Genomic DNA, 15,826 nt, shown 5'->3' on the forward strand with positions numbered 1-15,826 from the left:
TATAGAATCAATTATAGAAACAAATAATTAACTGTCCAACTTTTGGGGTGCAGTTCACTGTAATTAATTAGTAATCAACAATATAAGAGTAAAGAGTGATAAGGTGAAAGCAAGTCAAAGTAAAAGTTGAAAACTGCTGAATTAGCAAAAATACTATCAAAAACACTTAAGAGAGTGATGTCTTACGCTCCCGTAGATGTAAGCTATCGCTCCCTTAGGCGACAGGCAACGCTCCCTTAGGCGATTTTGGAATAACCTTGATGTTTTTTACAAACACCTCGATGTTTTAAAAAAACATCAGGTTGATTGAAAAAATCATAAGGACGATTGATGACAAAGATACGGTCGATTGACGACAAACTCCTATCGTTTGCAAATAATCGACCGTATGTCAAAGAATGAAGAATACAAAAAAGTGCTGCCCGAAATCGAGCAGCACTTAATCTATTATATCTAAATATCAACGCAATTACTTAACGGCAATCTTCTTACCATTTACAATATAGATACCCGGAGTGAGACCTTTTAATGCTTCGGAAACATCCGCTTTGCGCAAAAGAACTCCTTGTAAACTATATACTTCAACGACACCACTTAACTCACCTGCCATAACGGAATCAATACCGGATGCAAGAATAGTATAAGTGTAAGTCAACTCAGGATTATAAATAGCTCCAAGCGATACACCAAAATCCTCTGCCATATCATCGTAAAGACTATTATAAACCGTTCCTTCAGGTATAGTCAAAGTATAAGTGCCATTTTCTGCCACCTCTTTCTCAAGACTTATAATAGCATCCATAGGATGATCAAAATCTGAAAAATCGATAGTTCCTGTTGTTACTGTAGTTCCGGCTACATCTTTTAATACAATCTCTTTCGTGGTATCAAATCCACCGACCATATCAAATTCATCAACACCGACAAAAGTCAATATAAATTCTTTCAATGATTTTACCTCTCCTACTGCCGGAGTGATGTCAGAGCAGATAAATGTATTGGCTTCCACTTTCTTCGTGTATCCTGCTACAACATAATCATCTACATCACCATAAGTCACATAAGCACCGGTAATATCCGTCACTTGCAACATAAAATTAACAAATGTATAAGAATCAGTCATACCTTCAGGTAACGTTATAGTTAATACATTATCGGCAACTGCAACATATTCGCTGATATCAACACCACCTCTCGGATTCTCATCGCTCGTCATTCGTGCACTGCTAAGTGTCACATTACGACTGAAAGTAAATGCAAACTGTGTCGGAATAGCTTCCATATTCTGGGCAGGAGCAGGATCGACATTGGTACAAGTAGTAGGGGTTACATCACCTATTGTATAAGTAAATGTCAGTTCCGGATTGTAAATAGCTCCACCAGAAACGCCGAAATCATCCATAAAATCATCATACAAACTATTATAAGCTGTCTTTTCAGGAACGACTAATGTATAGATACCCGTCGTATTTACTTCATTCGCCAATGTTATGATCGCATCAAAAGGATATGTATAGTAATCTTCCGGCAGATCAATAGTCCCTGTCGTTACTTTCTCTCCTGCTTCATTCTTCAAAACAATTTCCTTACTGTTATCAAATCCACCGACATAATCATCCACGCCATCAAACGTCAAAGTAAATACTTTCAATGATTCAACTTTCCCCACTACAGGATCTATTCCAGAACAAGTAAACAGATCAGACGGTGCAGAGTAAGACACAGTAACATAACCTTCCGTATCTCCATAAGTAACAAAATTACCGGCTGCATTTTTCATACGCAATTTAAAAGTTAAATCACCATACATCGTGTTTTCATAACGAACAGTAAGCACATTTTTATTAACACTAGCTAAACGTCCAAGCGGCATTTCATCTCCGCCAATAACAAGAACAGATGACATATCCATAGTGACCAAATCACTGAAAGTAAACACAAATGCTTCCGGACGTGGAACAAGCTTACTTCCCGGTGTCGGAGTAACACTAAGACAAGTAGTTACATCCGCATGTTTACCTGCAGAAAGGAATGTTCCTTTTACTTCTACTGCATTGCCGTTTAAATCCATTCCACCAACAAACTCTACATCTACATTTCCGGCATCAAAAGATAAGTCTTTAATTGGAATATATGCAAAAAATGCTCCCTCATCATCATTCGGGTCATTCTCTATTGTAATTTGTTCCTTTGGTATAACAATGCTTGTCTCTCCGCCCCCTAAAGTATAAGAAAGTTTCACTCCATCAAAAGTAATAGGATAACTAAAATAACATTTTAGTTGTTCCACATTATCAATGTTACTTCCCTTGTCAGGAGTAAACCGGTACGAAACTTCTACTGATGAAGATTTAATATTATAATTTACCGCGTATGTACCAGGAGAGCCCGGAATATTACCTTCAAGTAATATGCCATCTGTCGTTTTTACTCTTGATATTTGCAGAGTTATAGAAGTTTGTTTATTTATGTCAGCAGGCGATAATTTTATTCCTTGAATATTGGCAGTCAACACCGAACCGGAAGCAACCGGAGTCTGAAGGTCTATACTCCCAAAAGTACCATCTTCTACGTTTCCATAAGATACCTTTGCCGATTCGCAAACAACCGGATCAGTAAAAGTAAAAGCAATCAATCCATCTGTTCCCCCTACAGCATAATATGAATTTATCGTTTCACCATCCTGAGGCTTAATACTAACTAATTCAGCAGGTAAATTTCCTGCTACGAATGTTGCTGTCACATCATTATAAGAAATGGAAGCATCTTCAGCATCTTTAATTCCCTGCAACTTTATTTGAAAAGTTCCACCAGCTGTAATCGTTCCATCTTTTATTAACGCTTTCATTTGACTACTAATTCCACAATAATAAAAATATGCTACCACCGTATATGAATCCCATGTATTGGCAATTTCAATAGGATTACCATTAGCCGGAATAATATATGCCTTATCAATCTTTAATTGTCGATCAAAGGTAAATACTATACTCCCATCATTCTCACTTATTAAATACGTTGCACCAATCTCAGGAGTCACGTTGGTCGGCTGCAAATCTTCCGCCGCCTTCATACCTACAGCAATAAGAAGTGCAAAAAATAAAAGTAACTTTCTTTTCATCTCTTTTGAATAATTATGATTAATAGTAGACAAATGTAGGCTAAAATCAAATACAAACAAAAAAAATTAAATTAATAACCACTAAATTATGGGCTAAAAAGGTCTATTAACCTATAAATTCAGGCATTTCCACTTTAGATAGAAGGGTCATGAGCTTATTCTATCCCTTCCTGCATATCTTCCGTTTCAGTAACTCTTTGCTTTATTTCATTTTCGATACTATCCTTAGCTTGTTTTGCCTTATTCTTTAATTTCAATGCCTGATAAATTCCTTTCTGTTTCGACAAGTTCATTTTCTCTTCCGGAGTTAATTGTTCCGAGAATTGTTCATCAATAATAGTAATAAACTTATCGTACTTTGTATTGGCTGCGTTCCAATCTTCCTCTGTATAATTAGGTGATTCGGTTTTCACATCTTCCACAAAACTATTAAAATCAATCAAATAAGTTTCTTTACTATCGTTACAGGCGCACAATACCAATACGGCAAACATTAATGATAAAATCGTTTTCATGATGATTGAGTTTTTATTATTATTTTTCTAAAATTCTTGCAGTCTCCACTTTCTCTAAGCGAGAATGCAATTTCTCCATCATCGATTTACGAATGCGGAGGGTAATTAAACAGTCCATATCATAAGATTGTTCAATAATCTCCGGTCCTTCCTCCTTTACAATACGCATTACATCATTCATAAAAGGATATTCAAAAACAACAGTAATATCCTCGTCTACTGTTTTCTCTATTATCTCAGCATTGGCTATAGCTTCAACAGCAGCGGCTTTATATGCAACAATCAGACCACTGGTTCCCAGCTTTATGCCTCCAAAATAACGAACGACAATAATTAATATATCGGTTAATTCATTTGAATTTATCTGACCCAAAATGGGTTTCCCTGCTGTACCCGAAGGTTCACCATTATCATTAGCACGAAAATCTTTTCGCTCATGTCCAAGCATATAAGCATAGCATACATGACGTGCATCATAATACTCTTTTTGGTATTGTTCCAAATATGCTTTAATTTGTTCATGCGTACGAACCGGCAAAGCAATTGCTATGAATTTACTTCGCTTTTCTGTATAAATACCTTCGGATATGGAAGAAATAGTTTTATAAGTATCTTCAATCATAAGAACAAAGATAATAGTTCCTGTCCTCTCAAACAAATATATACAAAAAATCATCCGTCACCGTTGTATGATTCTCTAATAGAATGACACACATAACAGGCAACGGATGATTCAGAAAAGATTTATCCTATTAAAAAACTACGATAATTTATGTATAACTAATCCGGAACGAAGTTTAGGTTCAAACCATGTAGTTTTCGGTGGCATAATATTACCGGTATCGGCAATATCCATTAATTGCTTCATTGAAACAGGATAAAGAGCCAAAGCTACTTTCATTTCACCACTATCCACCCGCTTCTTTAGTTCACCTAAACCACGGATACCACCAACAAAGTCAATTCTCTTATCAGAACGCAAATCCTTTATCCCAAGAATTTCATCTAAAATAAGATTTGATGAGATAGTTACATCCAAGACTCCTATCGGGTCATTATCATTATATGTACCTTTTTTAGCAGTCAGACTATACCACTTACCATTCAGATAGAGAGAAAAATTATGCAAGGCATTAGGTTTATAAATTTCAGCACCTTTTTCCTCTACTATGAAGTTCTTTTCTAAAGCTGCTATAAATTGTTCCGGAGTCAGACCATTCAGATCTTTGACTACGCGATTATAGTCAATAATTGTCAACTGATTTGCCGGGAAGCATACAGCCATGAAGTAATTATATTCTTCATCACCACGATGATTCGGATTCTGCTTAGCTTTCTCGGCACCTACCAATGCAGCAGCAGCAGAACGATGATGCCCATCTGCAATATACAATGCAGGCATTGCCTTAAACATACGGGTTATAGCTTCAATATCATCTTCCTTGTCAATTACCCAGAATGAATGTCCGAAGCCATCGCCCGGAGCTATAAAATCATATTCAGGTTTCTGAGAAGTATACTTCTTCACAATAGCATCTAATTCCGCATTATCCGAATAAGCAAAAAATACCGGTTCGATATTGGCATTATTTACTCTTACATGTTTCATGCGATCCTCTTCCTTATCCCTGCGGGTCAGTTCATGCTTTTTAATAATACCATTCATGTAATCCGGAACATATGCCCCAACTACCAAACCATATTGAGTTTTACCATTCATAGTTTGGGCATATACATAATAACATTCTTTCTTATCTTGTACTAACCAGCCCTTGTCTTGAAATTTCTGGAAGTTTTCGGCGGCCTTTAAATAAACTTTTTCGTCATGTTCATCTGTTCCTACCGGGAAATCAATTTCCGGCTTAATAATATGATACAACGACTTTTCATTTCCGGCAGCTTCAGTACGAGCTTCTTCAGAGTTCAATACATCATAAGGACGAGAAGCAACTTGTTCAACCAAATCTTGTGGAGGGCGAACGCCTTTAAAAGGTTTAATAACAGCCATAATTAAGGGGTATTTTTTTAGATTTATAAGGATTTCTTCTTAATAAAATATATAATCAGATAGATAGCACTACTCAATATTGACATAGCAGATGCGCCCTCGCAAAAACCGAGGGCGAAATCTGATAAATCATGTCTATATATACTACTTAGTAAAAAGAGGATACAACCGATTACAAGAAATAATACTGCAATGGTATATAGTCTTTTAGCTATCATATTTTAAGACTTATTTATTGACACGGAACTTCTCACATCCATCCTTAAAGAAACTTACAATCTGTTTTGCAGCAGCAATACCGGCATTTATATTTGCCTCGGCAGTCTGTGCTCCCATTTTCTTTGGAGTGGAGAAATAACGTCCTTCGAATTTAGAAACAAATTCATCATTAGCAGCAGGCATGATGTCTGTTACATACTTCAAGTCAGTGCGTTCTTCCATCAATTTTATTAATTCGGCCTCATTAATAACTTCTTTACGTGCAGTATTCACTAACACTCCACCTTTAGGCATCTTATTTACTAAAGCGTAGTTGATGGAGTTTTTCGTTTCCGGAGTTGCAGGTATATGAAGAGATACAACATTACAAGTCGAATATAATTCTTCTACAGAAGATACAGCTTTCACACCATCTTTCTCTATAACCTCTTTCGGGCAGAAAGCGTCAAAAGCATAGATATCCATTCCAAAGCCTTTAGCTACGCGGGCTACATTGCGTCCGACATTTCCATAAGCATGAATACCTAATTTCTTTCCCATCAATTCCGTACCGGATGTACCATTATAAAAATTACGAACAGCCATAACCATCATACCAAAAGCAAGTTCGGCAACTGCATTCGAGTTTTGTCCCGGAGTATTCATCACGCAAACACCACGAGCAGTAGCCGATGCCAAATCGACATTATCATATCCTGCACCCGCACGAACTACGATTTTAAGTTCCTTCGCCGCATCAAATACTTCAGCATCAATAATATCACTACGGATGATAATTGCATTAACATCTTTCACAGCTTCCAACAACTTAGTCTTTTCGCCATATTTTTCCAATAAGACCAACTCATAGCCTGCTGCTTCTACTTCTTTACGAATACCGTCCACTGCAACTTTTGCAAATGGTTTATCTGTTGCTACTAATATTTTCATATTTATAATGTGTTAAAATAATAAGGACGTGCCAAACACGTCCTTATCTGATGTTGATATTCAATTAATGTAGTTTTTCAAATTCACGCATACAATCAACTAATGCCTGTACGCTTTCCAATGACATTGCGTTATAGCAAGAAGCACGGAAACCACCAACAGAACGGTGACCTTTGATACCAACCATACCTCTTTCTGTAGCAAACTTCATGAAATCAGCTTCCAAATCTTTATATTGGTCATTCATCACGAAACAGATATTCATCAATGAACGATCTTCCGGATTTATAACCGTACCACGGAACAACTTGTTGCGGTCAATTTCACCATAAAGCAGATCAGCTCTTTCTTGTGCTCTCCTTTGCATTTCTTTTACTCCGCCCTGTTCCTTTATCCAACGTAGAGTTTGCAATGCAGCATAAATAGGTACTACAGGAGGAGTATTAAACATTGAACCTCCGTCAATATGAGTACGATAATCCAACATTGTAGGAATGTAACGGGATACTTTACCTAAAGTGTCATCTTTCACGATGACAAAAGTAACTCCGGCCGGAGCTAAGTTCTTTTGAGCACCACCATAAATACATATATATTTAGAAACGTCAATAGGACGAGAGAAAATATCAGAAGACATATCAGCAATCATAGGAACCGGTGAATCCAACTCTTTATGAAGTTCTGTTCCATAAATTGTATTATTAGTAGTAATGTGGAAATAATCCGCATCAGTAGGAATAGTATAATCTTTAGGAATATAATTATAAGTAGATTCAGCAGATGATGCAACTTCAACAGTTTCACCAAAAGCTTTTGCCTCTTTCATTGCTTTTTTTGCCCATACACCCGTATTTAAATAAGCTGCCTTTTTCTCTAAGAAATTATACGGAATCATACAGAATTCCAAGCTAGCGCCACCACCTAAGAATAAGACCGAATACCCATCCGGAATATTAAGCAGTTCTTTAAATAAAGCGACCGCTTCATCTAAAACTGGTTGAAAATCTTTTGCACGATGACTGATCTCCATCAGAGAAAGACCGGAGCCGTTAAAATCTAAAATAGCCTGTGCTGTTTTCTCAATTACCTCACGAGGTAAAATTGATGGTCCCGCATTGAAATTATGCTTCTTCATTTCTTTTTTTGTTAGGGTTAAACAATTCTTTAATTTTGTCTTGATGACACTGCGAATTTACAAATTATTTTCAGTATGCCAAACGAAAGTGGGTTAAAATTGAGTTACCGACCACTTTTTTCTTTCATTTTATTCAAAAACTGTATTTTTATACTTTCATTTTGTCAAATTGCACATTAAATAAGGTACATAAAATTTTGTCATTTCAAGTTTTTAGTTTATCTTTACCACAAACGAACAAAGAAAAGCAGATTAATGTTATTATAAACTATTTTAATATTATAGCCATGAAACTATTCATTAATTTTCTGTTATCTTCTCTTGTCGCATTTGCTGCAATTGAATTTTTACCGGGACTTGACGTAGACAATTACTTAATTGCTATTTTTATAGCTCTAATCATTGGACTAATAAATATTAGTATCAAACCCTTTTTATTAATATTATCCATTATTCCCACCTTTATTACTATAGTACTTGCTCTATTTTTCTTTAATGGATTAATCATTGTTTTATCGGACTGGATCATTGAAGGCTTTTCCGCAGAAGGAACTTGGTATGTTATATTATTTAGCGCTGTCATCTCAATATTAAATTGGGGCATCCATCGATTAATATGGAAATAAGCAGAAAACATCTATAAATTATTATAGTATGTTAACAAAGAAAACTATGTGAGAATAATTTAGTTTCCTTTGCTGCAAATTTATAAAGATACTTATGTATAAAAAGAATAAGATAGCATACATATTTCTTATTATTTGCTACTTAAATTGCGTATCTGCAAAAGCAATACTCCCAAATGATTCTATTCCACAGGAAAATGATATAACTAAAACTCTCTCAAAAAAAGAGTTAAGAAAAGAGCGGGTAAAAAACCGCAATTTCCATTATAATATATTAGGTGGTCCAAGCTATACGCCGGACTATGGGGTATTAATCGGAGGTAGCGCATTAATGACCTTTCGAATGAATCCCAGTGACAAGACTCAACTACGTTCCGTTGCTCCATTTGCAATTGCAGTCATGTTTAAAGGCGGCTTAAATTTAGGTACCCGTCCACAATTATTTTTCAAAAATGACCGTTTCCGGATATTCGGACAATTCGCTTATAAAAATACGATGGAGAATTTCTATGGAATAGGATATTCTACTAACAAAGATTACAACAGAAGTAAAGAAACAAGCGAATACCGATATAGCGGAATACAAGTAAATCCATGGTTCATGTTCCGTTTAGGAGAAAGTAATTTTTTTGTTGGTCCTCAAATAGATCTTAATCTTGATAAGATTCTCGATCCGGCTCCCGGTATGATTACTAATTCCGATTATATAAAAGCAGGAGGTAATGCCAACGGCTATAAGAACTTTAGCTCAGGATTGGGTTTCTTAATCTCGTACGACACAAGAGACGTACCAGCCAATGCATATAAAGGAGTTTATCTGAATGTACAGGGTAGCTTCTACAATAAGATATTAGGTAGTGATAATAACTTTTATCAGTTATTATTGGACTATCGTCAATATAAATCCGTCGGAAACCGTAAAGTAATAGCTTGGATGGCACAAAGTAAAAACGTTTTCGGCAATGTACCTTTAAACAAATATGCGCTTAGCGGAACCCCTTATGATTTGAGAGGATATTATATGGGACAGTACCGAGATAAAACATCCCACGTTATAATGGCTGAATATCGTCAAATGATCAATACAGACAAAGAAAACTTCGTTAAACGAATGTTGAGTCACGTAGGTTTTACAGCATGGGGAGGATGTGGATTCATGGGACCAAATCCTGTTCGTTTAGAAGGGGTATTACCAAACTTTGGAGTAGGTTTGCGTATAGAAGTACAACCTCGAATGAATGTTCGCTTGGATTTCGGACGAAACACAGTAAATAAGCAGAATTTATTCTACTTTAATATGACAGAAGCCTTCTAGATTTATGTTTATTTTCCGGGTTCAATCCTGAGTCCTCAAAATCAAGACATAATTTCAGTTGAATCCATCTCTTATTATTTATAAATCAAACTCATATTTTTCACAATAAGTCTTTGTATAATGCGTAGATAATTCATACCTTTGCATGCAAATTAACACATAGGTAACATCTATTACAAAATGAGCGAAAAAGCACCCTTTATGGTATTTTCTGGAACTAACTCCAGATACCTTGCAGAAAAAATTTGCAAAAGCCTTGATTGTGAAATGGGAAACATGAACATTATGCACTTCGCAGATGGAGAATTTGCCGTTTCTTATGAAGAATCTATCAGAGGTTCACATGTATTTCTAGTTCAATCTACCTTCCCCAACTCAGACAACTTAATGGAACTCTTACTAATGGTCGATGCTGCAAAAAGAGCATCAGCTAAAAGCATTGTAGCTGTAATTCCTTATTTTGGATGGGCTCGTCAAGATAGGAAAGACAAACCACGCGTTTCTATCGGAGCAAAATTAGTTGCAGATTTATTAAGTGTAGCCGGCATTGACCGTCTTATTACAATGGATTTACACGCAGACCAAATTCAAGGTTTTTTTGATGTACCGGTGGACCATTTATATGCATCCGCAGTTTTCTTACCTTATATAGAATCTTTACATTTAGAAAATTTAGTAATAGCAACTCCTGACGTAGGCGGTTCCAAACGTGCAAGTACATATTCTAAATATTTAGGAGTACCATTGGTTTTATGCAACAAATCACGTGAGAAAGCAAACGAGGTAGCATCTATGCAGATCATAGGTGACGTTAAAAATAAAAATGTCGTATTAATCGATGATATTGTAGATACTGCAGGAACAATTACAAAAGCTGCCAATATAATGCTTGATGCTGGAGCTGTTTCTGTTCGTGCCATAGCCAGTCACTGTGTCATGTCTGACCCGGCAAGCGAAAGAGTACAGGATTCCAGTTTAACAGAAATGGTATTTACAGATAGTATCCCTTATACTCATAAATGTGCAAAAGTCAAACAATTAACGATTGCCGATTTATTTGCAGAGACAATTCGCAGGGTTGTTAGCAATGAATCAATAAGTTCGCAATATATTATTTAAGCAAAAAATAAATATAATAAAAGCATCTTCATAAAATAATGAAGATGCTTTTTTACATTAAAAAATATCCAAGATAAACCTTTCCTATTATTTAATGCAATACCTATAATAAAATTCAATAGATCCAGCAACAGAAAGAAATAATCACATCTTAAATATAGCTTTTATTTCAAACAAATTTTATCAATAATTTATAGTTAAAACACCGCAATGCGAATATTATCAAATTTAGTAATAACTTTAGTTAAAAACAAATAGCCAAAGAAACAATCTAATAAAAAGATTCTAACTTTGCGCCCGAAAAGGAAACTAAAATATTTTTTCAAGTTTCCAACCTTTATATCCCTTATCTAAGACTTCCCCCTACTGGAAAACATGTTTATAGAACAGAATAAGGACAAATTATACTGATTAGAAAATATGAAAACGCAAATTTGTAGATTTATGATTAACAAAACACAGCGAATCTCACTATTCGCACTTAGCCTATCTTTCCTACTCGTATCATGCGGTAATAAAGGAATGCATATTGAACCAAACAAAAAGTTTGCAGTAGTAACTTTGCAACCAACTGATGTAGAGTTAAAAAGTTCCTATCCAGCAACTGTTCGTGGTAAACAAGATGTAGAAATCCGCCCTCAAGTAGCAGGATTTATCACTAAATTATGTGTAGACGAAGGTGCTACAGTACGTAAAGGCCAGCCACTTTTCATTATTGATCAAGTGCAATATGAGGCGGCAGTAAAACAAGCAGAAGCCGGTGTAAAAGTAGCAGAAGCCAGTGTAGCAACCGAGGAATTAACTTATAAGAATAAGATTGAGCTACATAAAAAGAAAATCATTAGTGATTACGAATTACAATCAGCTCAGAATACCCTTGCCAGTAAAAAAGCATCTTTAGCACAAGCTGAAGCACAATTAGTAAATGCTCGTCAAAATTTATCTTATACGGTAGTAAGCAGTCCTTCTGACGGTATAGTAGGTTCCATACCTTATCGTATCGGAAGTTTAGTCAGTGCATCTATTGCAACCCCATTGACTACTGTTTCCCAGTATTCTGAAATGTACGCTTATTTTTCATTAACAGAAAAAGAGCTTCTTAATCTGATTAGAAAAGATGCAGGAGAAAAGAAAATGATAGAAAGTTTCCCTACTGTAGAACTACAATTAGCAGACGGTTCACTCTATGACCAGAATGGAAAAGTAGAGACGATAAGTGGTGTAATAGACCCAACCACAGGTTCTGTTACACTTCGGGCTGCATTCCCAAATCCAAATCACCTGTTAAGGAGTGGTGGAACCGGCTCTGTACTTATACCTTATAAGATGGAGAGCGCAGTTGTTGTTCCTCAAAAAGCAACTTACGAGGTTCAGGACAAAAAATTCGTATATGTTCTACAACCGGATAATACCATTAAGAATACAGAAATTCAAATATTCAATGTAGACAATGGATCTGACTATGTAGTTATGTCAGGTTTAAAAGCCGGAGATAAGATTGTTGTAGAAAATGTTAGTACATTAAAAGATGGTCAAGCTATAGAGCCTATCACTAAAGAGCAATCTGAACAAAACTTCAAAGATGCTTTGAATAAATAGATTTTAATAACATTAGAAGAACTATGAAATTAGATAAATTTATTAATCGCCCGGTACTATCCACGGTAATTTCTATCGTAATAGTCATTCTGGGTATATTAGGTTTGCTGTCATTGCCTATATCCCAATATCCGGATATAGCCCCTCCTACCGTTCGTGTGTCTACTACCTATCAAGGTGCTAATGCACAAACAGTATTGAACAGTGTGATAGCTCCGTTGGAAGAGCAGATTAATGGTGTGGAAAACATGATGTACATGACATCTACCGCTACCAATACCGGCGAAGCTGATATCCAAGTTTATTTTAAACAGGGAACAGACCCGGATATGGCAGCTGTCAATGTACAAAACCGTGTTGCTAAAGCACAGGGATTCCTTCCTGCTGAGGTTACTAAAGTAGGTGTCATCACTTCTAAACGCCAAACAAGTATGTTATTGGTGTTCTCACTCTATAGTTCCGATGATAAATACGATAATGAATTTCTGGAAAACTATGCGAAAATAAATGTTATTCCGGAAGTACAGCGTGTACCGGGCGTAGGCGACGCAATGGTATTAGGTGCCGACTACTCCATGCGTATTTGGTTAAAACCGGATGTAATGGCACAATACAAATTGATGCCAACCGACATTACCAACGCATTAAGCGAACAAAATATAGAAGCAGCTCCGGGATCATTTGGAGAATCAGGAAATCAGACTTTCCAATATACATTAAGATATAAAGGACGTCTGCAAACTCAGGAAGAATTTGAGAATATAGTTATTCGTGCTACTGAAGACGGTCAGGTACTTCGTCTAAAAGATGTAGCAGGGGTGGAATTAGGACGTCTAACCTATGGTTTCACAAACTTGGTAAACGGTCATCCCGGTGTAACATGTATCGTATTCCAGACTGCCGGTTCTAATGCAACTCAAATTATCAATGATATTGAAGATTTGCTTAAAAGAACCGAAAACACATTACCTCCCGGTGTAAAAGTCAATATATCACAAAATGCAAATGATTTTTTGTTCGCTTCTATCCATGAAGTTATCAAAACATTGCTGGAAGCATTCTTGCTTGTATTTATCGTGGTATATATCTTCCTGCAAGATTTCCGTTCCACTTTAATTCCGGCAATTGCAATTCCGGTTGCCTTAGTGGGAACATTCTTTATCCTTTATTTAATCGGATTCAGTATCAACTTGCTGACACTTTGTGCCATGGTGCTCGCCATTGCGATAGTGGTCGATGATGCCATTGTCGTCGTCGAGGGAGTACATGCAAAGTTAGACCAAGGATACAAGTCTGCCCGCTTAGCATCTATCGATGCCATGAGTGAACTTGGTGGGGCTATCGTTTCCATTACTTTGGTTATGATGTCCGTATTCATTCCGGTAAGTTTCATGTCCGGAACTTCAGGTACGTTCTATCGCCAATTCGGTCTAACAATGGCAATTGCTATCGGACTATCCGCAATCAACGCTTTGACATTAACACCGGCACTTTGTGCTATCCTGTTGAAACCGCATAAAGAAGACGAGAAAAAGAAATCAACTTTCATCAGTCGTTTCCATATTGCTTTCAACGTATATTATGATAATTTATTGAAAAAATATAAGAAAGGTACTCTCCGCTTCATACACAAACCATGGCTTACAATCGGTTTTGTAGTTGTCGGTATAGCAGCATTGCTATTCTTCATGAAAATTACACCGACAGGTTTAGTTCCAAATGAAGATACAGGTACTATTATGGCAGTAGTAGATATGCCTCCAGGAAGTTCCAAAGAATTCACTGAAGCTACAATGATGAAGGTTGACAGTTTAATCGCTGCCGATCCGGCAGTAGAAAGCCGTACTATGATTGTCGGTTACAGTTTCCTTTCCGGTCAGGGTCCTAGTTACGGTTCTTTCATCTGTAAACTGAAGAACTGGGAAGAACGAGACATTAAGCAACGTTCGGACTTCGTTTCCGGTATGCTCTATTTATCAGCCATGAAAGTGATAAAAGACGCACGTGTATTATTCTTCGCACCTCCTATGATTCCTGGATATAGTGTATCCAACGGTTTTGAATTGAACCTGCAAGATAAGACCGGAGGTAGTCTGGATAAATTCTATGAAGTAGCACAAGAATTCATTCATAAGCTACAGGAACGTCCGGAAATACAGTCTGCACAGACCTCATTTAATCCGAACTTCCCACAATACATGATTGATATTGATGCGGCTGCTTGTAAGAAGGCCGGAATCAGTCCCAGTACCATCTTAACAACATTGCAGGGGTATTATGGTGGATTATACACTTCAAACTTCAACCGTTTCGGAAAGTTGTATCGTGTAATGATTCAGGCAGACCCAAGTGCACGTACCAATTTGGAATCATTAAAATCCATTATGATACGCAATGGAAACGAAATGGCTCCGATAAGCCAATTCATGAGTATGAAACGTGTTTACGGACCGGATAACATCAAACGTTTCAACATGTTTACCGCAATGACCATCAACGGTTCACCTGCGGACGGATATAGTAGTGGTCAGGCAATCCAAGCTATGGAAGAAGTTGCCAAAGAAGTATTACCTACAGGATATGGTTATGAATTCTCAGGTATGACACGTGAAGAGCAAAGTTCAAGCGGTAGCACTACTGCCATGATCTTTATCCTTTGTTTTGTCTTCGTATACTTATTATTGAGTGCACAATATGAAAGTTATATTCTGCCATTGGCCGTATTGTTATCCATTCCGTTCGGTTTGGCAGGTAGCTTTATCCTCGCGCACTTAATGGGATTGGTAAACAATATAATTCCTATACTTGGTGCCGCTACCAACAATATCTATATGCAGATTGCATTGATTATGTTGATCGGTCTTTTGGCAAAGAACGCTATCTTAATCGTAGAATTTGCCCTTGATCGTCGTAAAATGGGTATGAGCATCACTTGGGCAGCCGTCTTGGGAGCTGCCGCCCGTCTACGCCCTATCTTGATGACCTCTTTGGCTATGGTAGTAGGTTTATTACCTATGATGTTTGCATTCGGGGTAGGTGCCAACGGTAACCGTGCCCTTGGTACAGCGGCTGTAGGTGGTATGTTGATCGGTATGATTTGCCAGATTTTCGTTGTTCCGGCATTATTTGTCATCTTCCAGTATCTACAAGAAAAGATTAAGCCTCTTGAATGGGAAGATATGGATAACAGCGATGTTAAAACAGAAATTGAGCAATACTCTAAAAATAAAGAATAGCAT

At 36.8% G+C, this 15,826-nt stretch carries 11 protein-coding genes; 5 read left to right on the plus strand and 6 right to left on the minus strand.

From position 1 onward, the window contains the following. Positions 1 to 469 precede the first annotated feature (469 nt). From DXB63_RS11815 to serC, 6 genes are all read right to left on the minus strand, one after another. Positions 470 to 3,121 carry a hypothetical protein gene (locus DXB63_RS11815; RefSeq protein ID WP_122126627.1) on the minus strand — a complete coding sequence of 884 codons (2,652 nt, stop codon included), beginning with the start codon at positions 3,119 to 3,121 and terminating at the stop codon, positions 470 to 472. A 155-nt stretch (positions 3,122 to 3,276) separates the two neighbouring features. Next, on the minus strand, positions 3,277 to 3,636 hold the full coding sequence (locus tag DXB63_RS11820) for a DUF6565 domain-containing protein (protein WP_122348244.1): 360 nt from the start codon (positions 3,634 to 3,636) through the stop codon (positions 3,277 to 3,279). A gap of 19 nt (positions 3,637 to 3,655) precedes the next feature. Beyond that, complete coding sequence (locus tag DXB63_RS11825; RefSeq protein ID WP_122126629.1) at positions 3,656 to 4,258, minus strand: YigZ family protein; 603 nt, start codon at positions 4,256 to 4,258, stop codon at positions 3,656 to 3,658. A 138-nt stretch (positions 4,259 to 4,396) separates the two neighbouring features. Beyond that, complete coding sequence (locus DXB63_RS11830) at positions 4,397 to 5,644, minus strand: DUF1015 domain-containing protein (RefSeq protein ID WP_122126630.1); 1,248 nt, start codon at positions 5,642 to 5,644, stop codon at positions 4,397 to 4,399. A 228-nt stretch (positions 5,645 to 5,872) separates the two neighbouring features. Then, positions 5,873 to 6,793 (minus strand): NAD(P)-dependent oxidoreductase, encoded by a 921-nt coding sequence (locus DXB63_RS11840; protein WP_122126632.1) that lies wholly within the window; start codon positions 6,791 to 6,793, stop codon positions 5,873 to 5,875. A gap of 64 nt (positions 6,794 to 6,857) precedes the next feature. Beyond that, positions 6,858 to 7,928, minus strand: a complete 1,071-nt coding sequence (gene serC / locus DXB63_RS11845; RefSeq protein WP_122126633.1) for a 3-phosphoserine/phosphohydroxythreonine transaminase — start codon at positions 7,926 to 7,928, stop codon at positions 6,858 to 6,860. A gap of 287 nt (positions 7,929 to 8,215) precedes the next feature. Here serC and DXB63_RS11850 point away from each other — a divergent pair, with 287 nt between their 5' ends. From DXB63_RS11850 to DXB63_RS11870, 5 genes are all read left to right on the plus strand, one after another. Beyond that, positions 8,216 to 8,554 (plus strand): phage holin family protein, encoded by a 339-nt coding sequence (locus DXB63_RS11850; protein ID WP_147332287.1) that lies wholly within the window; start codon positions 8,216 to 8,218, stop codon positions 8,552 to 8,554. Positions 8,555 to 8,648: 94 nt separating this feature from the next. Continuing rightward, the gene (locus DXB63_RS11855) at positions 8,649 to 9,869 is read left to right on the plus strand and encodes a BamA/TamA family outer membrane protein (protein ID WP_122126635.1); all 1,221 of its coding nucleotides are present in this window, start codon (positions 8,649 to 8,651) and stop codon (positions 9,867 to 9,869) included. 180 nt (positions 9,870 to 10,049) lie between these two features. Further along, a complete protein-coding gene (locus DXB63_RS11860; RefSeq protein WP_178301175.1) occupies positions 10,050 to 10,988 on the plus strand; it encodes a ribose-phosphate pyrophosphokinase in 939 nt (312 codons plus the stop codon). Positions 10,989 to 11,432: 444 nt separating this feature from the next. After that, complete coding sequence (locus tag DXB63_RS11865; protein WP_122126636.1) at positions 11,433 to 12,587, plus strand: efflux RND transporter periplasmic adaptor subunit; 1,155 nt, start codon at positions 11,433 to 11,435, stop codon at positions 12,585 to 12,587. A gap of 23 nt (positions 12,588 to 12,610) precedes the next feature. After that, positions 12,611 to 15,823 (plus strand): efflux RND transporter permease subunit, encoded by a 3,213-nt coding sequence (locus tag DXB63_RS11870; protein WP_122126637.1) that lies wholly within the window; start codon positions 12,611 to 12,613, stop codon positions 15,821 to 15,823. The last annotated feature ends 3 nt before the right edge of the window (positions 15,824 to 15,826 follow it).

The organism is Bacteroides sp. OM05-12, assembly GCF_003438995.1.
In the GTDB taxonomy this organism is placed as follows: domain Bacteria; phylum Bacteroidota; class Bacteroidia; order Bacteroidales; family Bacteroidaceae; genus Bacteroides.